At 52.7% G+C, this 17,651-nt stretch carries 17 protein-coding genes; 3 read left to right on the top strand and 14 right to left on the bottom strand.

Going from position 1 to position 17,651, the window contains the following annotated elements; all coding sequences use genetic code 11:
* Positions 1-63 precede the first annotated feature (63 nt).
* From EVJ26_RS10825 to EVJ26_RS10810, 4 genes are all read right to left on the bottom strand, one after another.
* A complete protein-coding gene (locus EVJ26_RS10825) occupies positions 64-1,803 on the bottom strand; it encodes a methyl-accepting chemotaxis protein (RefSeq protein WP_131470403.1) in 1,740 nt (579 codons plus the stop codon).
* A 94-nt stretch (positions 1,804-1,897) separates the two neighbouring features.
* Positions 1,898-2,350, bottom strand: a complete 453-nt coding sequence (locus EVJ26_RS10820; protein WP_131459010.1) for a hypothetical protein — start codon at positions 2,348-2,350, stop codon at positions 1,898-1,900.
* Positions 2,351-2,361: 11 nt separating this feature from the next.
* Positions 2,362-2,784 carry a 3-hydroxyacyl-ACP dehydratase FabZ gene (gene fabZ / locus EVJ26_RS10815; RefSeq protein WP_131459009.1) on the bottom strand — a complete coding sequence of 141 codons (423 nt, stop codon included), beginning with the start codon at positions 2,782-2,784 and terminating at the stop codon, positions 2,362-2,364.
* 13 nt (positions 2,785-2,797) lie between these two features.
* Entirely contained in the window at positions 2,798-3,049 is a 252-nt protein-coding gene (locus EVJ26_RS10810; RefSeq protein WP_070328163.1) for a DNA-directed RNA polymerase subunit beta, read from the bottom strand.
* A gap of 205 nt (positions 3,050-3,254) precedes the next feature.
* Here EVJ26_RS10810 and mscL point away from each other — a divergent pair, with 205 nt between their 5' ends.
* Positions 3,255-3,635, top strand: a complete 381-nt coding sequence (gene mscL, locus EVJ26_RS10805; protein ID WP_131443558.1) for a large-conductance mechanosensitive channel protein MscL — start codon at positions 3,255-3,257, stop codon at positions 3,633-3,635.
* A gap of 17 nt (positions 3,636-3,652) precedes the next feature.
* Here the strand turns inward: mscL and EVJ26_RS10800 are convergent, their stop codons facing one another.
* The 4 genes from EVJ26_RS10800 to EVJ26_RS10785 form a co-directional block, all read right to left on the bottom strand.
* Positions 3,653-4,756: a glycerate kinase family protein gene (locus tag EVJ26_RS10800; protein ID WP_236635558.1), complete on the bottom strand. Its 1,104-nt coding sequence runs from the start codon at positions 4,754-4,756 to the stop codon at positions 3,653-3,655.
* A gap of 63 nt (positions 4,757-4,819) precedes the next feature.
* A complete protein-coding gene (locus EVJ26_RS10795; protein WP_131459008.1) occupies positions 4,820-5,605 on the bottom strand; it encodes a flagellar hook-basal body protein in 786 nt (261 codons plus the stop codon).
* An 11-nt stretch (positions 5,606-5,616) separates the two neighbouring features.
* A complete protein-coding gene (locus tag EVJ26_RS10790; RefSeq protein ID WP_236634160.1) occupies positions 5,617-6,390 on the bottom strand; it encodes a flagellar hook-basal body protein in 774 nt (257 codons plus the stop codon).
* Between the two features lie 158 nt (positions 6,391-6,548).
* Complete coding sequence (locus tag EVJ26_RS10785; protein ID WP_131468936.1) at positions 6,549-8,480, bottom strand: sensor histidine kinase; 1,932 nt, start codon at positions 8,478-8,480, stop codon at positions 6,549-6,551.
* A gap of 189 nt (positions 8,481-8,669) precedes the next feature.
* Here EVJ26_RS10785 and EVJ26_RS10780 point away from each other — a divergent pair, with 189 nt between their 5' ends.
* Both EVJ26_RS10780 and EVJ26_RS10775 read left to right on the top strand, forming a co-directional pair.
* The gene (locus tag EVJ26_RS10780) at positions 8,670-10,478 is read left to right on the top strand and encodes a sensor histidine kinase (RefSeq protein WP_131470402.1); all 1,809 of its coding nucleotides are present in this window, start codon (positions 8,670-8,672) and stop codon (positions 10,476-10,478) included.
* Complete coding sequence (locus tag EVJ26_RS10775; RefSeq protein ID WP_131470401.1) at positions 10,459-11,223, top strand: response regulator; 765 nt, start codon at positions 10,459-10,461, stop codon at positions 11,221-11,223. Before EVJ26_RS10780 ends, EVJ26_RS10775 begins: the two co-directional genes overlap by 20 nt.
* 161 nt (positions 11,224-11,384) lie before the next feature.
* On the opposite strand, the gene mreB is transcribed toward EVJ26_RS10775, so the two are convergent.
* The 6 genes from mreB to atpD form a co-directional block, all read right to left on the bottom strand.
* Positions 11,385-12,371, bottom strand: coding sequence for a rod shape-determining protein (mreB, locus tag EVJ26_RS10770; protein WP_131459003.1), 987 nt, complete (start codon positions 12,369-12,371; stop codon positions 11,385-11,387).
* 75 nt (positions 12,372-12,446) lie between these two features.
* Positions 12,447-13,748, bottom strand: a complete 1,302-nt coding sequence (murA, locus tag EVJ26_RS10765) for a UDP-N-acetylglucosamine 1-carboxyvinyltransferase (protein WP_131459002.1) — start codon at positions 13,746-13,748, stop codon at positions 12,447-12,449.
* A 212-nt stretch (positions 13,749-13,960) separates the two neighbouring features.
* Positions 13,961-14,206, bottom strand: coding sequence for a DUF1146 family protein (locus tag EVJ26_RS10760; RefSeq protein WP_131459001.1), 246 nt, complete (start codon positions 14,204-14,206; stop codon positions 13,961-13,963).
* Positions 14,207-14,410: 204 nt separating this feature from the next.
* Positions 14,411-15,601, bottom strand: coding sequence for an EAL and HDOD domain-containing protein (locus EVJ26_RS10755; RefSeq protein ID WP_236634161.1), 1,191 nt, complete (start codon positions 15,599-15,601; stop codon positions 14,411-14,413).
* A 189-nt stretch (positions 15,602-15,790) separates the two neighbouring features.
* Positions 15,791-16,201, bottom strand: coding sequence for a F0F1 ATP synthase subunit epsilon (locus EVJ26_RS10750; protein WP_016510237.1), 411 nt, complete (start codon positions 16,199-16,201; stop codon positions 15,791-15,793).
* 28 nt (positions 16,202-16,229) lie between these two features.
* The gene (gene atpD, locus EVJ26_RS10745) at positions 16,230-17,648 is read right to left on the bottom strand and encodes a F0F1 ATP synthase subunit beta (protein WP_131457704.1); all 1,419 of its coding nucleotides are present in this window, start codon (positions 17,646-17,648) and stop codon (positions 16,230-16,232) included.
* Positions 17,649-17,651: the final 3 nt, after the last annotated feature.

The raw sequence follows: 17,651 nt of genomic DNA, 5'->3' as shown, positions 1-17,651 counted from the left end.
GAAAAAACCTCCCTTGCGCCCATTATAGCGGACGCGCGGGAGGGATGTCTGACTTGAAGCTGTTCATAGCTTAAACTGGCGGCTCATCTGTTGCATGTCTTCCGCAGTGAGCGACAAGTCTTTGACGAGACGGTTCATCGTCTCGCTCGTCGCCGACATCTGTTCAGTCGAGGCGGCCACTTCCTCGTTACCGGCCGTGCTCTCTTCGGAGATCGACGCAATATCTGAAAGACCGCGCTTGATGTCTTCTTGGTTCGTCTTGACGCGACCGAGCTGTCCTTGCATCGACCCGGTCAACCGTTGCATCTCACGGACACTCGCCTCGATCTCGTTGAACGCCTGCTTCGTCGCTTCGAGCGTCCGTCTGCCGTCTTCGGCGGCGTGCATACTGTAGGTGAACGTCTCGCCGAGCGCAATCGAGTTTCGTTTGACGCTGCCGACGATCTCTGAGATCTCACTGACCGACTGGGCGACGCTGTTCGACAGACCCCGAATCTCGGAGGCGACGACGGCGAACCCTTTCCCGTGTTCCCCGGCACGGGCCGCCTCGATGGCCGCGTTCAAGGCGAGCAAATTCGTCTGTTGCGAGATCTGTCGGATGATCGTGACGAGCGCGGTCACTTCGTCCGCCTGTTGCTCAAAGTCTTTCACTTGGCCTTGCGACTCATTCACTTGCGCATGGATGTTCGTCATCTTCCCGACCGCGTCTTCCATGAGCTGCAGCCCTTCTGCTGTCGCCCGACTGACGACTTCCGCTTGAGTGCTCACGCCGTGCCCGTCCGTCGCCGTCTGTTCGACGAGTCCCGAGAACTCGTTCATGTGTCCGTACAGCTTCATCGTGAGCACGCTCTGATTCTCGACCCCGCCGGCGATTTCTTCCATTGTGAACGCAATCTGTCGCGACGCGTCGTTCACTTCTTCCGAGATGCTCGCGACGTTACCGCTCTCGTCACGGACCGTCTGTGCTGACGTCTGTAGGTTTGAGATCAACCCTTTCAACATCTTCGTCATTTGGTCCATCGACGCAGTCAGACGCTTGATCTCATCATTCGCGCGCAGTTGAATCTTGTCCATCTCAACCGACGCCGTCGCCAAGTCGCCACCGGCGATATGCGTTGCGACGCGTTCAAGGTCACGGAGCGGCCGCAATTTCCAACCGAGGTAACGCCAAATGATGACCGAGGCGAGACCGAGCAAGATGACGAGGCCGATGAGTACCGGAAGCAGACTTTCGCGTAATACGCCAGTCGTCACCGCTTTGACATCGTCTGCGCTTTTGTCGATGCCCATGACACCGATGACTTCATCCCCTTGCTTGATCGGGACGAGCACCGTCATATAGGTCCCAAACTCCGGGTCTTCGACGATCGGCGTCGTGCCGGTTCCGCCTTCAAACGCCGGTTGCGCGTCTTCGAATGAAGTTGCAGTCACCGGTGTCCCAATCTCGACCGCGTCCGTAGCACTCATTCCATCTACAATGATTTGTAGCTCCTCACCGTCTAATGCGAGCGTGTAGACGTACATCGCCCCGATTTGTGTACGATACGTATCGAGCTGTTCCCGAAACTGCTCGAATCGCTCATTCTTCTCCGGATTTTGTAAAAACGCCGCATACGCGTCCGCGTCCATCGCCTCGCTGATTCGGGCAGCGTCTTCTAGCAAGACGGCCTGCATCGAGCTGAGCACCGTATGTTTCGTGCTGAAGTACTGGATGACCCCGAACGTAACGATGAGCAGTGCGACGAATGCGAGCATCGCCGCAAGGATACGGTTTTGCAGTGACTGTGGTTTATTTTGTTTCATAAATTCCCCTCCTAGTTCCTTATGTTCTATATCGGAGGAAATCTAAAAAGAGTAAACAAAAAACGGATGATTTTCGACAAAATCATCCGTTTTTTTATTTATTTGTCGAATTAACGGCTTCGAGCGGCATCGAGACTTCCGCCTCACCTTCTTCTCCGATATGGAACAACGGGAGTGTCGTCGGCACGAACAATTCTGGGTTCATGTCGGCTTGATAGACGTATGTCCGCACGTCACCTTCACGCTCGGCGACGAGTTCACCGAACGGGATCGGTACGCGCGTGCCATCGACTTCGTAGCTGATCACCGTCGTCGGGTCGAGCCGACGGTCTTCGAGCACCCGGATCGTGAACAGCATCGTCGAGCTGTTCGTCCGCTCGAGCGACACGGCGATCGACTCAGACTGTCCGGCCCGCTTGTCGATCATCGCATCGCCCGCCGTCTGTTCGAAGACGACGTTCTCTTCTGTCGCTTCTTCTGTCTGCATCTGTTGGCATCCGACGATCGTCGCTAATCCAAGCATCAAGGCAATCACTAATACACGCATCTCGTTTCCCCTCACTTCAGGGCGAAAGTCAGTTCTGCAACACACGCCACTTCTCCGTCGACCGTCGCTACGGCACGTCCTTTACCGATCGGACCACGCACCTTCAAGATCTCGACCTCGAGGCGCAACTGGTCGCCCGGGACGACTTGACGTTTGAAGCGACAGTTGTCGATGCCGGCGAAGAACGCGAGCTTACCTCGGTTCGACTCTTGTTTGAGCATCGCGAACGCACCGACTTGGGCGAGTGCTTCGATGATCAAAACGCCCGGCATGACGTTATAGTCTGGGAAATGTCCGTTGAAGAATTCTTCGTTCGCCGTCACATTTTTTAAACCGACGGCCCGTTCGCCTTCTTCGACCTCGAGAATCCGGTCGATGAGCAAGAACGGGTACCGATGCGGGATCACTTCTTTAATCTGTTCAATCGTGTACATGGTTCCACCACCCTTATGATGTTAGCCAGAAATCGGTGATATGGCGCCACGTGTCGATGTTGAACACGTCTCTCCACTCGCCTCCGCCAATCACGCTGTACCCGATAATGGCACCGATCGCGAGCATCGCGGCGGCCAAGATCAAGACAACGATGATGCGTAACAAGATCGGGAAACGGCGGTTGTTCGACAAGCGCTTTCGCTCCGTCCGCTCTTTAGGCTCTTTTTCTTCCGAGCCCTTTTGTTCTTCGTTCGTCACGTCCATTCATCCTTTCAGCTGATCTGATTATAACATATTAGTACCAGGTATTAAAATTGTTTCATAAGTTCTTTATAAGTGTAACGTATCTAGAAATGTCGAACAAGCGCCCCGTCCTCTGGCAGTCGAGCGTCCGTGCGAAAAAAGATACGGCTTGCCTCAAAGAATATGCTAACGTGAGGGTATTCATTGTAAAAGGAGGATTCATTTCATGTGGAAAGAATTCAAGGACTTCGCAATCAAAGGTAATATGATCAACCTTGCTGTCGCCTTCATCCTCGGGGCCGCCTTCACGGCGATCGTCACGTCGCTCGTCAACGATATCTTCATGCCGTTCCTCGGCATCCTGATCGGCGGCATCGATTTCTCGACGCTCGCAGTCACCGTGCTCGGCGTCAGCGTCACATACGGCAACTTCCTGCAAGAGATCGTCAAGTTTTTCCTGATCGCTTTCGCCTTATTCATGATGGTCAAAGGGATCAATCGCCTGAAGCGCGAGCAAGCGATCGAAGAGACGCCAGAGCCAGAGTTGTCGCGCGAAGAACAGTTGCTCTCAGAGATTCGTGATCTGCTTAAAAACCGTCCGCTATGAGTCATTCGTCTGAACCGTCACGGTTTAGACGTTTTTTCAATTAGTCGAAACGCTCGGCTGACCGCGTTCGTCAAGAGCGGTGCCGCTTCCATCATCGCCGTCTCAAGCGTCATGACCCGGGAAATGAGCGGGAAAATGGCTTCAATCCCGACTTCCGGGAGTGCCGTCATGTCGGTCTGGCCGGTGAAGACGAGTGTCGGGACACCATGTTCGTGCGCAAAACGAGCCAAACCATACGGGGCTTTCCCATGAAGCGATTGTTCATCGAAGCGACCTTCTCCCGTGATCAGCCAATCGGCCCCATGCAGCTGCTCGTCAAACGATGACCAGCGCATCACTTCCTCGATGCCATTCACGTACGTCGCCCCGAGTTGGTACATCGCAAAACCGATGCCACCAGCAGCTCCCGCTCCGGCGACCGTCGTACCGGCGCGATCGAAACAAGCAGCGTAAGCGCTCATCAAGTCGTCATAGCGGGCGACGTCACTTGGTGCCAGACCTTTTTGTGGACCGAACACGGCCGCCGCGCCCACGTGTCCGAGGAGCGGGTTCGTCACGTCCGAGGCGATTCGCCACGTGACGTGCTTCGTCTCCGGCATCAGACCGGACCAGTCGACGCGCTTCACGCGCTCGAGTCCGTGCGGGAACGGTCCGAGCACTCGTCCGGACTCATCGAGGAAACGGACGCCTAGCGCTTCGAGCACGCCCTTGCCACCATCGACGGTCGCACTGCCGCCGAGACCGATCGTGATGCGTCTCGCTCCGCGTTCGATCGCTTGTCTGAGTTGCATCCCCGTACCGTAAGAACTGTACCGCCACGGATCAAGCTGGTCAACGAGCGTCAGTCCGGACGCTTCCGCCACTTCGACGACCGCTTCTCGTGTTGCTTCATGCCATCCGTAGCGCGCCTGACGGACTTGTCCGTCGAGCGCGGTCACTTCCTGTTCGACCGCATTCGCTTCCGGATGTGTCGCCAGCCAGGCGTCGAGAAACCCTTCGCCCCCGTCCGACACAGGAATCTCTACGACGTCATGTCCCGCAAGCGCCCGTCGTACCGCCCGATTTGCTTCCTGACTCGTCAGCGAGCCTTTGAATGAATCCATCGCCACAACAATTCTCATACCGTTCCCTCCTTCACTTCATTATAAAATAAAAACCGCTCCTCCGAAGAGAAGCGGTCAATGTTATGGGCGAAGTGACGTCACGAGCCCCATCATCTGGTCGCTCATCGACAGCGCCCGGGAGTTCATCTGGTAGGCACGCTGGGTGATCGTCATATCGGTCATCTCTTTCATCAAGTCGACGTTCGATGATTCGAGCGTCCCTTCTAATAAGAGATTCCCGACTGGACGGTCGACTTCGATATCGAGGTCAGCCGAATAGATGTTGTTCCCAAGCGGACGAAGTTCCGACGTGTTGCGCACCTCGACGATGTCGAGGCGTCCGAACTCTTCTTCGACACCGTTCACGCTGGCGACGACGACACCGTCTTGGCGGACGCGATGATTCGTCGCTTCGTTCGGCGTGACGATACGGTTGCCATCTGCACCGAGAAGTGCGTTGCCGTTCACGTCAGAAAGTGTCGTCCCGTCATTGCCGACCGAGAGCTGCATGTTGCCGCTCCGGGTCACACCGATCCCGTCTTCCGTCTCGACGACGAAAAACTGGCGGCTCGCCTGCAAGAAGACGTCAAGACCTCGGTCCGTCTTCTTGATTTGGCCGATGTTGAACTGTTGGGAGATGTCCCCGACGTGACCGCCGACACCGATGCGGATCCCGTTCGGTGTATCGCGGCCGACTTCAAGTTCGGCCCGAGGTTGATTGTCATACGCTTGCGAAAGGAGCGAGGCGAAGTGACCTTGCTGGCGTTTAAAGCCGACCGTGTCGACGTTCGCGATGTTGTGGCCGGTCACATCGAGCTGGCGTTGAAGCTGGGCTAGTGACGAGACCGAGTTATAAATGGACTGCATGGGTTTCCTCCTTATCGAATCCGAGCGATTTCGATGGCCCGCTCGGCACTCTTGTCATACGCCTGGACGACTTTTTGGTTTGCCTCGAACTGACGGTACGTCACCATGAGGTCAGCCATCGTCCGGTCGAGGTCAACGTTTGCTTCTTCGATATAGCCTTGTTGGAACTGGACGTTCACAGCGGGATTTGCTCCCCCGTTGACGCGATAGTCGTTCCCGACTTGTTCGAGCGTGGCCAAATCATCGATTTGAACCGCCCCGAGCGTCGCTACGTCCTGACCGAGCGACGTGATTTGACCGTCGCCTGACAATTCGAAGTCACTAGACGGCAACTGGATGCGTTCACCCGTATCCGACAAGATGTACCCACCATCCGCCGAGCGGAGGAACCGCTCATCGTCGACCGAGAAGCGGCCGTTCGTCGTATAGAGCGCCTCCCCGTTCTGTTCGACCGCGAACATGGCGGCGCCTGTAAAGTCAGCCGGAACTTTCAAATATACGTCGGTCGGGCTATCCGTCGCCGTGACGCTGCCAGCAGAGAAGCGTGGCATCGTTTCCTGTAAATACACGCCGGTCGAGAGCGTGCCGACCTCGCCTTGGACACGCGAACGGTCGTTACCAGGATGGCTCACCTCGGCGAGCAATAGTTCAGGGAACGACCGGACGACACCATTTGATGCCTTGAAGCCCGGAGTCCGAACGTTTCCAAGGTTGTTGCTCAATATCTCTTGTTGCCGCTGAAGCGCGTTCATCGCACCCGCCGCCGTATAAAGTCCACGTAACATATTCGTCTTCCCTTCATCCTTAAAGTTTCTACTCTTTATATCGTACCAAAGGAAGGAATCATTCACCCTTTTTCGAAAAAATGCATAAAAAACTCCTTAGTCGTCAATACGAGACAAAGCCCACTTCAGTTTGACTGAAGTGGGCTTTGTCTATGCAATCATTCAACAATCGGCAGTTCGACGATGATCGTCGTCCCATGTTCTGATTTAGAGCGGACTGAAATCGTCCCGCCGTGTGATTCGATGATCTCTTTACAGATGGCGAGCCCAAGGCCGGTGCCTCCAATATTACGGCTCTGTTCATTCTGTACACGGTAAAACTTTTCAAATAACCGTTTGGCATCTTCTGCTGTCACCCCGATACCCTCGTCTTCGATGGCGACGCGGAAGACGTCCTCTTCACGCGATACGTTGACGGCGATATTCCCGCCGTCAGGTGAATATTTGATGGCGTTGTTCAAGATGTTCGAGAACACTTGGCGCAGTTGGGCCAGGTCCCCTGAGACGCGAATCTCCTCGTCACACTCGAAATGGAACGCATGCAGCTCGGTCGACCCCGCATGAACCTCAAGGACGTCCGAGAGGAGCTCGAACAGACTCTCGACTTTAAAGTCTTGCTCGACTTTTCCCGCTTCCATCTTTTGAACGTCGAGCAGATCACTGACGAGCCGTTCAAGCCGTCTCGTCTCGCTGTTGATCATCCCTAGGTAACGCTTTCGTTTCAGTTCATCGACGTGACGGTGCTCGAGGAGCTCCGTGAAGCCGAGGATGGATGTCAAAGGCGTCCGCAGTTCGTGAGATACGGTTGCGACCAATTCAGTTTTCAACCGATCGACCTCAATCTCTTTCGTGACGTCGCGCAACACAAAGATAACACCAACACGTTCGTCCTGCAGTTCGATCGGTTCGGCATACATCCGTATGATACGTCTTCCCCCTTGCATCGAGTACGTAAACGTCTCATCAAATATTCCTTCATGCTTCGCTCGATTTGTGAACCGGTTGAGACCTTCCTGATCGTCGATTTGATCCATGAACAGTCGGTAAAACGCTTCAATCGGATAGAGACTTTGGCGATCATTAAATGGGATTGGTTGTTCGTACAGATCAAACAACGCCGCATTGGCATACCTTTGCCCTGTGTCCGTCTTAACAAATACGATCGCGTCTCGCATCGTATGAACAATTCGTGCCGTCTTCTCTCGTTCCCGCTCCAATTCATCATGCTGCTTGATGAGCGAACTCGACATCGCGTTGAACGATCTCGAAAGCTGCCCCACCTCATTTTGAAGCGGATCGACCGGGACGAGCAATGCGTGCGGGTCGACTGCCAACCGTTCGCTGTTCGTGATGAGTGCCTGGAGCTGGTTCGTCAACCGGACGATATACGGTTGCAGACTGATAAAGAGCGTAAACAGGGCGCCGAGCAAGATGATGAGACAACTCCATTGGGCTTTGGCGAGCTGTTCAGATAGAGATGCACGCAGTCCGATCTCTCGGAAGTCAAGTTCGGACCGATAATCGGTGAATATCGATTCCATGTCGACGATGCTCGCGCTCATATCGGCCGCGCTAGTTGACTTGAAGTTGAATCGTGTCTGGTTCGAGCTCGCGATTTGCGTCAGAAGCTGTCCGACGGTCGCCATCTGCAGGAACGGCTCATCGACTTCTCCGTTCGCCTTGGCAATCACGTAACGCTCGAGCCCGGGCATGACCCGGGACGTATAGACTGTAAAGAGGAGACGGGCTTCAGTCGCGAACGTCACTTCTTCTGCGCTCGCGGCGCTTTGTTCGAACCACGTCGTCTGTTCGTCGATCCGGCCTTGTGCCGTTCGTACTTCATCTAGCAGTGACGCCTCACCGAGCAGGACATGCCCGCGCATCTCATACTGCATCGATTGCCACGTCTCGAACAAGTCGGTCGCGCGCGCGCGTTGTTCACTGATTCGCTCGAGTTCAACCATCGTCTCATCGATCGCCTGTTGCGTATAAAAATAAGTCCCGAGCGAGGGAACGGAAATTAAAACGATGAGAGCGTAGAACACCGTTAGGACTTGCCGGCTAATCCGTTGTTCGATCCAGTGTTTCATACATGGCCTTCTTTCCGTATCAGTTATATTTCATTTAATTATGTTCGCTATTCAAACAAAGCAGATACGTGTACTATAATTAAGTGTTAGTCATTATTTTTCTAAAAAATGTAGCTTTTTTCCTGACTTAGTAACAGTATAGAGATGACTTCTCACAAGAAACTCACAAATAGCGAAGGGAATATGCTAATGACCCCTAAATACATCGGGCTGACGCTGTTGATTCTCCTCCTGGCATTGACAGGTGGGCTCACGTTCACACGCGGGCAGTCGATTGACAGTACAGCTACCGTCACCCAAGGAACTGCCGACTTGAGCGCTTCCGAAGTGACCGACACGATCGTACGTCTTGACGGGACTTGGCGTTTTCAATCGAGCCTGCTCGACCAAGTCGACCGTCAGACGTATCGCAACGTCCCGCACATAACCCCACATCAAGTGGCAACGTACGAAGCGGACGTCTCTCTCCCGCCTGGCCAGTACGCGTTACGCGTCCCGAGAAACCACCCGCACATCCGTCTCGCAATCGATGGTGAAGCGGTATCTCCCGTCTATTCGTCGACACCCGATTCACGGCATGCCTATCTCGTCTTACTCGATACGCACACGCCCGATTTTCGCTTGACGATGCAAGTGACCAGGTCGGATGAACGCACAACCGGTATCCAAGACAGTCTGCTCATCGGTCCGACGAGCAGTATCATAACCCTCCAAAATAAATTTTTCAGCTACGATTTTATCATTATTTTGATTTCGTTTTTAATTTTTTCATTCTATGCGATCGTCTTTATGTTCCACCGGAAAGAATCGCTCTATCTATACGGTGCCGCCTTCTTCTTCTTGATCGGCTTGTCGTTGTTGACACGTGATCAAATGATCATATTCGAATTCATCCCGGCCATGACCTACGTCGTTGCCCATAAGTTCAGCTTGATCACAGGACTCCTTAGCTTGACCATGCTGATCGGATTCGCACTCCGGCTCGAGCAAGTCCCGTTCAGCCGTTTCCTCTCCATCGCATCTTACCCACTTTACGCGTTCAGCTTGATCGCACTCATCATTCCGTACAGTGTACACGCGACGTTTGATTATGTTGCCTGGGTTTATGTACTCGTAATCGCCTTGTTTTGGACAGGACTCAATATCCATTGGCTGTTCGAACGAAAAGACGATGGGTATCCGTTTGAATTTCTAATTTTTACGCTCGCGTTGGTCATCGGCTATATCGGCCAACTCATCAACGTGTTCATCACGCATCCGAACCAAGTGTTGTATTCGAACGTCCTGTCGCTCATCTACTTTTTACTCATGTTCATGTTGCTACCGGTTCATTTATCGACCGACAAAAAACAGAAGCGGGAAGTGCAGACGTTCGCCACACAAAGCGAGATCTCATTCTTCAACTCTCAAATCAAACCGCACTTTTTGTATAACACGTTCGGGAACGTGATCGCACTCTGCTACACGGCACCGAATGAAGCCGCACGCCTCCTTGGTCACTTGAGCACGTACGTCCGCTTCATTTTCGAGAACGGACGCACAGAGACAGATATTTCACTCCGGCAAGAACTCGCGGTAATCGATTCTTATTTGATGATCGAGCAGACGCGGTTCGACGGCGCCTTCACCATCATCAAAGATATTGACGAGACCGTTCTCGACGCCCTCATTCCCCCACTCTTGATCCAACCGCTCGTTGAGAACGCGGTTCAGCATGGGTTGATGAAACAAGACGGCGTCAAACGTCTCATGCTATCCGTCCAAGACACCGGCGATATGATCGATATCCGTATCGCGGATAACGGAGTCGGCTTTAACCCGAAGACGGTGCTTCACGAAGTGAGCGGTATCGGTATCCCGAACGTCAAGAGCCGAATCGGTTATCTTCCTGACGCCACGTTTAAATTGAATTCTGAACACGGGGTCGGCACGAACGTGCACATTCGGCTTCCGAAACGAGAGAGGATGACAGTAACACATGCGGACGATCCTGATTGAAGACGAGCCCCATATTTTGAGGATGATGGAACGATTCATCCAAGCAGAACCGAATTTGAAATGGCTAGGCTCGTTCCACGACCCCGTCCAAGCACTCGAATTTTTAACGACGCAAGAAGTCGATCTCGTCTTTCTCGACGTCGAAATGCCAAAGATGAACGGAATCGACCTCGCCAAGCGCCTGCCTGAGACGACACAAGTCGTTTTCACGACGGCACATAGCCAATACGCGGTCGAGGCGTTCGGGTTACAGGCGACCCACTATCTCCTCAAACCGATCACCGAAGAAATGATTCACGACCTCGTCCCGCTCGTCTCGAAACGGTATACAGAGACGCTTCAGCCCAAGCATCATCGGACGTGTACGATCCAATGTTTCAACAATTTCTCCGTCAAGACGCACGAAGGCGACCTCGTCAAATGGCCGACCCAAAAGACCGAAGAACTGTTCGCCTACTTGATTTACCATCGCGACAAGGTCGTCAATAAATGGCTCATCGCCGAGATGCTCTATCCCGATATCGATGATCCGCAACGGGCACTCCATAACGTCTATAACCTCATCTATCGCTTAAAGAAGACACTCGCTGATTTCGACTTGAACATCACGGTCCAAACGATCAACAATGGCTACTCGCTTCATTTAGACGACGTTTGTTCATGTGACTACCACGACTGGTTGAACACTGGTCAGACGGAAGCAAACACTCGCCTGTTCGTCGACAAAGATTACAAGTGGCACTAAAAAAACTTCTTCCCGGTTGGGGAAGAAGTTTTTTTATCGTCCGATGTTTAGTGGAGCAAAAAACTAGGTAAGGCTAGTCAATAAAAGGACGAACCAAAAAACTCGGCCCAAGCGTCCCGTCTTCTCTAGGAAGTGTAGACGCCGTGTACCGAGTTTCCCTCTTATTTCAATCGATCTAAGTTCTCAAGCATGATGCCCGTACCGTGCGCGACGCTAAGCGTCGGCTCGTCGGCGATCATGACTGGCAAACCGACTCGTTCAGCAACGAGCTGGTCGATGCCGTGAAGGAGCGATCCGCCACCTGTCATGATGATGCCGCGGTCGATGATGTCAGCTGCGAGTTCTGGCGGCGTCTGTTCGAGGACGCGCTTCGTCGCTTCGACGATCTCGTTCGCCGACTCGGCCATCGCTTCACGGAGTTCTTCTGACGTGATCGTTACTGTACGCGGAAGTCCACGCACCATGTCTCGGCCTCGGATATCCATCGTCTCGTTGCGTCCACCCGGGAATACGGTCGCGATCTCTTTTTTGATCTGCTCGGCCGTACGCTCACCGATGATGAGCTTGTGCTTGTCTTTGATGGCACGGAGAATATCCGTATCGAACCGGTCTCCGGCAATCTTGATCGTTTCACCGCAGACGATGTCGCCCATCGAGAGGATGGCGACGTCGGTCGTCCCGCCCCCGATATCGACGATCATATGTCCAACCGGTTTCCAGATGTCCATGCCCGAGCCGACAGCCGCCGCTTTCGGTTCCACGGCGAGGAAGACTTCTTTGGCGCCAGCTTTCTCAGCGGCCTCACGAATGGCTTTCGCCTCGACCGGTGTCACGTTGGCCGGTGTACAGATCAGCATCCGGATCCCGCCGAAGAAGCCACGGACTTGAATCTTCTCGACAAAGTGGCGAAGCATCGCTTCTGTCGTCGCGAAGTCGGCGATGACCCCGTCACGGAGTGGACGGATGGCAACGATGTCGCCAGGCGTACGCCCGACCATCTGATACGCTTCCGAACCAACGGCGAGTACTTTCCCTGTCGAACGCTTGATGGCCACGACTGAAGGCTCGTCGAGAACGATACCTCGGCCTTTCACGTGGATGACGACGTTTGCTGTTCCTAAATCAATCCCGATATCTTTTGAAAACATGGTGTGTAGGTTCCTCCGTTCGTTACTTCATTGAAAAGAGCGAGAAGAATCTCCTCGCTCCTATGAGTCTATTAATTAGTTGTTGACCATTTCTTCAGCGACTTCGACAGTTCCTTCGATTCGCTCGATGTCGGCACCGAGTGCTTGAAGTTTCTTGTGGAAATCGACGTATCCGCGGTCGATATGGTATAAGTCACCGACACGAGTCTCCTCGTCGGCGATGAGTCCTGCGAGGACGAGCGCTGCCCCGGCACGAAGGTCTGTCGAAACGACTTCGGCACCTTGGAGGCGGACGCCACCTTTAATGATTGCTGAACGACCTTCAATCTTAATATCTGCGTTCATGCGGCGGAATTCTTCGACATGCATGAAGCGGTTTTCAAACACAGTCTCCGTAATGACTGACGTGCCGCCCGCTTTTAAGACGAGGGCCATCATTTGCGCTTGCATATCTGTCGGGAAACCAGGGTGTGGCATCGTCTTCAAGTCGATTGGCTTCAACACTTCTGGTCCAATGACACGCATACCTTCCGTCGTCTCTTCGAACTTGACGCCCATCTCTTCCATCTTCGAGATGAGTGGACGTAGGTGTTCGCGCTCAGCTCCGATGACTTCAATGTCGCTGGCTGTGATCGCAGCAGCGACGAGGAACGTGCCGGCTTCGATACGGTCCGGGATGATCGAATGCTCAGCACCATGCAACTTGTCTACGCCTTCGATGCGGATCGTTTCCGTTCCAGCACCGCGGACGTGAGCGCCCATACCGTTCAAGAAGTTCGCGAGGTCGACGATTTCCGGTTCTTTCGCAACGTTCTCGATAACAGTCGTTCCTTCAGCGAGAACCGCCGCCATCATGATGTTTTCTGTCGCACCGACCGATGGGAAGTCAAGATAAATCTTCGCACCTTTCAAGCGACCTTCAACCGATGCTTCGACGAAACCGTTGCCGATCACTGTCTTCGCGCCCATTGCTTCAAACCCTTTTAAGTGGAGGTCGATCGGACGTGATCCAATCGAACATCCACCTGGCATTGCGACACGCGCATGCCCAAGACGAGCAAGGAGAGGACCCATGACAAGGATTGAGGCACGCATTTTGCGAACGTACTCAAGCGGCGCCTCGTCTTTGATTGTGCCCGAGGCATCGACAGTGACTTCGTTGTTTGCTTCATCGAACGCGACCTCTGCACCGAGATGGCGAAGTACTTTATTAATCGTGTAAACATCAGCAAGACGTGGCACGTTTTGAAGTACCGATTTTCCTTCGCCTGCTAAAAGAGTGGCAACCAATGTTTTCAGTACGGCGTTTTTAGCTCCTTCAACACGCACAATACCTGACAATTTACGTCCTCCACGGACTACAATCAAATCCTTCATATCTCTCTTTGTCCTCCAGCTTCGTTGTTTTTTTATTTTATGCGTCGATATCCGTTTCCGGATGTGGTTATGTCGATTACTACGATGTTTTTTTAACGTGACGCCTCATCAGAAAAAAATAAAAATAAAATCATAATCTGTCCTGATGATTGGTCGTCATGTCAGACGAGTTTATCCTACATGATATACATATAGGAGTCGTTACAACAGGATTACAGTTTGTTAATGATTTGGAAAATCGACTGTAACGGTACGAGCGCCTGAGCTAATCGGATATACTCCAAGAAGAACTGGGCAATTAGAGAACCGAAGACGACGGCCACGAGGACACGCAAGACAGCGGCTTGCGGACTTCTCACTTGGTTGAGCACACTCTCCCATTTAACTGGCATGAGTGCCCACCAAGCGACGTAAATCGCTACGACATAGATGACGAGCGATAAAACGGTGTTTAACATCTTCAATTCCCCTTTTTTCGAAATTTTGTACCATTTTTAATCATAGCACGTTGCGACAGAGAAAAAAAGACTTAGCATGATGATGATCAATCGAATCGTCTCATCCTATCAGCTCACTCTCTTTAAATGAATCGCATACAAAAAGGACGTCATCGGCGCATAGCCTTTACTACAGTAATTAACGTCCCACCAAATTTTCAAACATTATTCCTTGTTTCCGTCCTGTGCGAGCGCCCAGCGGATCGCTTCGATATAGTAACGAGACCAATCTAGAGCCGTCTCGTCGACTGGCACAGTTAACTGCTCATACGCTTTTACCGATTCGAGCAGTTCATGCAACTTGTTCGGCTTACCAAGAAGTGCCTCTTTGACAACCGGTTCGACGGGGAGCTCGGCGATCAATGAATGCATCGTCTCGTCCAAAATGACGTCGAGTGAAGAGAAAATACCGGTGATGAACGCATCAAACGGAGCTACTCCCGGAATTGTCTCATCGGCAATCAACTCCATCATCTTCCCACGGATGACGCTTTGCTTGATCAACTCTTTCGATTCAGACGTCTGCATCTCCCGAAGCAACATCAAATACGACCAACGCCGCATCTCATTAAGTCCGATGCGAGCAACGGCTTGTTCGATCGATTGAATCGTCGTGCGGCCCTTTTGATAGACCGTATTCACCGACCGGAGCATCTTGTAGGACAGATCGACACTTCGTTCGATTTGCCCGGCGATGCGGCGGAAGTTCGGTTCTGGTTTATCGAGCTCCTTCAGCACCTCGACGAGCGTATTACGGAGCGGATGGACTTCCGCCCCGTGAATGACTGTCGGGCGACTGAAGAAATAACCTTGGAACATTTTATAGCCAAGATCTTTGGCAATATCATATTCAAGCTTCGTCTCTATCTTTTCCGCAAGAAATTCAATCCGGTGCCCGAGCGCATCGATCAAGCGTTTCTGTTGATCGACCGGTGTCGCCTGATAATCGATTTTAATAATATCCGCAAGCCCGATCAACGGGCGGTATTTCTCTTCGAAGACAAAATCATCTAATGCGATTGTATAACCTTTCCGACGAAGTGATCGCAGGGCGGCAAGTACTTTCTCGGTCGGTTCGACGTGTTCAAGCACTTCGATGACGAGTGATTGCCGCGGCAATAATGAAGGCACTTCTCCTTCGATCAAGTTCTGTGGAAAGTTGATGAACGCCCGCGTCCCTTCGGTCAATTCCCGAAAATTAAAGACGAGGTAGGCGTTATGGATCACGTCGGCGGTCGCAAGCGCATCGTCGACGTGTTCGAACATATTTTTCTCGCTGCGGCGATACAACAGTTCGTAGCCGCAGACACGTAGTTTCTGGTCAAAGATCGGTTGACGCGCAACGTAAACTTTCATCCATTTATCTCCTTTTTGATAGTTCCCACCTATATTATCGGACAACCCGTTCTTTCGTTCCACTATTTGAACGCGAAAAACCTGATTCTTTCGACCTACGTTTTAATGACAGAAGCGGGTTCAATCGTCCAGTTCAAAATTGAGGAACAAAAAAATCCCCTCCCACTTAAACGTGAGAGAGGATGCTCATCATTCTTTAATATCGCGAATGCTCAAGCGGTTGACAGCTTTCTTGAGCGCCAGCTCCGCACGTCGGAATTCAGTATCCGAAATCTTCGAATCTTGAAGGCGACGTTCGGCGCGGAATTTCGCCGCAGAGGCGCGGTCGTAGTCAATCTTATCCGCCATTTCGGCCGTTTCAGCTAAGATCGTCACCATATCGGGACGAACTTCCATGAAACCGCCGCTGAGTGCGATCAGCGTGCGTCCACCATCTTCGTGGCGCAGTTTAAGGACCGAGACGTCGAGTGGCGTCACCATCGGGATGTGTTTCGGCAAGATACCGAGTTCACCTGTCACCGATTTGGCGACGACCATTCGTGCCTCGCCCTCGTAGGCTGCACCATCCGGGGTGACGACGTTGACGTGAAGAGTATTCATCGTCTAGTTTCCCCCTTCCGTGTAGGTCTTAGACCAACGTCTTCGCTTTTTCGATGACGTCTTCGATTGGACCAACGAGACGGAATGCGTCTTCTGGAAGATCATCGTGTTTACCATCGAGGATCTCTTTGAAGCCACGGACTGTCTCTTTAACTGGTACGTACGAACCTTGTTGGCCAGTGAACTGCTCAGCCACGTGGAAGTTTTGTGACAAGAAGAACTGAATCCGACGGGCACGGTGAACCGTGAGCTTATCGTCTTCAGACAACTCGTCCATACCGAGGATCGCGATGATATCTTGAAGCTCTTTGTAACGCTGAAGCGTCTGCTGGACGTTACGCGCGATTTCATAGTGCTCAGGTCCGACGATGTCAGGCGAGAGAGCACGTGAAGTCGATGCGAGCGGGTCAACGGCTGGGTAGATCCCCATCTCCGAGAGACGACGCTCAAGGTTGGTCGTTGCATCAAGGTGGGCGAACGTTGTCGCTGGAGCCGGGTCAGTATAGTCATCGGCTGGTACGTAAACCGCTTGGATCGATGTGACCGATCCTTTAGCTGTCGACGTGATCCGCTCTTGAAGCATACCCATTTCCGTCGCGAGTGTCGGCTGGTAACCTACGGCAGATGGCATCCGACCGAGAAGGGCCGATACTTCAGAACCTGCCTGTGTGAAACGGAAGATGTTATCGACGAAGAGAAGAACGTCTTGTCCTTGCTCATCGCGGAAGTATTCTGCCATCGTGAGACCCGTCAAGGCAACGCGTAGACGCGCGCCCGGCGGCTCGTTCATCTGACCGAATACCATCGCCGTCTGCTTGATAACGCCTGATTCCGTCATCTCGTGGAACAAGTCATTTCCTTCACGCGTACGCTCACCGACTCCTGCGAATACAGAAATCCCGCTGTGCTCTTGCGCGATGTTGTTGATGAGTTCCTGGATGAGGACGGTCTTACCTACACCGGCACCACCGAAGAGGCCGATTTTACCACCTTTGATGTACGGTGCGAGAAGGTCGACGACTTTGATCCCTGTTTCCAAGATCTCAACATTTGTCGACAATTCATCGAACGTAGGTGCGAGACGGTGAATCGGTGCCCGACGTGCAGTCGGTGAAAATTCTTTATCGTCGATTGGGTTACCAAGTACGTTGAAGACACGACCGAGCGTCTCTTCTCCGACTGGTACTGAAATCGGTGAACCTAAGTCAAGTACTTCCATGCCGCGGCGAACGCCGTCCGTTGAGTCCATCGCAATCGTACGGACCGTGTCATCCCCAAGGTGAATCGCCACCTCGAGCGTCAAGTCGACACTGACATCTTGCGCCGTCTCTGCCACGTACGTGACTTTGAGGGCGTTGTAGATGTTCGGTAAGTGGTCCTCGAACTTAACGTCGATAACTGGGCCCATGACTGCGACTACGCGGCCTTTCATGCCGTATTCGTTCATCGT

This window comes from Exiguobacterium sp. SH3S1 (assembly GCF_004337105.1).
GTDB lineage: Bacteria > Bacillota > Bacilli > Exiguobacteriales > Exiguobacteriaceae > Exiguobacterium > Exiguobacterium aurantiacum_A.
The sequence above is the reverse complement of the archived record's forward strand: the minus strand, read 5'-3'. Positions and strand labels throughout refer to the sequence as shown.

Excerpts from the sequence above, each read along its gene's own strand:
- EVJ26_RS10775 (WP_131470401.1), top strand. The coding sequence starts at position 10,459 with ATGCGGACGATCCTGATTGAAGACGAGCCCCATATTTTGAGGATGATG.
- atpD (WP_131457704.1), bottom strand. The coding sequence starts at position 17,648 with ATGAACGAATACGGCATGAAAGGCCGCGTAGTCGCAGTCATGGGCCCA.
- mscL (WP_131443558.1), top strand. The coding sequence starts at position 3,255 with ATGTGGAAAGAATTCAAGGACTTCGCAATCAAAGGTAATATGATCAAC.
- EVJ26_RS10780 (WP_131470402.1), top strand. The coding sequence starts at position 8,670 with ATGACCCCTAAATACATCGGGCTGACGCTGTTGATTCTCCTCCTGGCA.
- EVJ26_RS10800 (WP_236635558.1), bottom strand. The coding sequence starts at position 4,756 with ATGAGAATTGTTGTGGCGATGGATTCATTCAAAGGCTCGCTGACGAGT.
- EVJ26_RS10790 (WP_236634160.1), bottom strand. The coding sequence starts at position 6,390 with ATGTTACGTGGACTTTATACGGCGGCGGGTGCGATGAACGCGCTTCAG.
- EVJ26_RS10785 (WP_131468936.1), bottom strand. The coding sequence starts at position 8,480 with ATGAAACACTGGATCGAACAACGGATTAGCCGGCAAGTCCTAACGGTG.
- EVJ26_RS10750 (WP_016510237.1), bottom strand. The coding sequence starts at position 16,201 with ATGAATACTCTTCACGTCAACGTCGTCACCCCGGATGGTGCAGCCTAC.
- EVJ26_RS10825 (WP_131470403.1), bottom strand. The coding sequence starts at position 1,803 with ATGAAACAAAATAAACCACAGTCACTGCAAAACCGTATCCTTGCGGCG.
- EVJ26_RS10760 (WP_131459001.1), bottom strand. The coding sequence starts at position 14,206 with ATGTTAAACACCGTTTTATCGCTCGTCATCTATGTCGTAGCGATTTAC.
- murA (WP_131459002.1), bottom strand. The coding sequence starts at position 13,748 with ATGAAGGATTTGATTGTAGTCCGTGGAGGACGTAAATTGTCAGGTATT.
- EVJ26_RS10755 (WP_236634161.1), bottom strand. The coding sequence starts at position 15,601 with ATGAAAGTTTACGTTGCGCGTCAACCGATCTTTGACCAGAAACTACGT.
- EVJ26_RS10795 (WP_131459008.1), bottom strand. The coding sequence starts at position 5,605 with ATGCAGTCCATTTATAACTCGGTCTCGTCACTAGCCCAGCTTCAACGC.
- EVJ26_RS10820 (WP_131459010.1), bottom strand. The coding sequence starts at position 2,350 with ATGCGTGTATTAGTGATTGCCTTGATGCTTGGATTAGCGACGATCGTC.
- fabZ (WP_131459009.1), bottom strand. The coding sequence starts at position 2,784 with ATGTACACGATTGAACAGATTAAAGAAGTGATCCCGCATCGGTACCCG.
- EVJ26_RS10810 (WP_070328163.1), bottom strand. The coding sequence starts at position 3,049 with ATGGACGTGACGAACGAAGAACAAAAGGGCTCGGAAGAAAAAGAGCCT.
- mreB (WP_131459003.1), bottom strand. The coding sequence starts at position 12,371 with ATGTTTTCAAAAGATATCGGGATTGATTTAGGAACAGCAAACGTCGTC.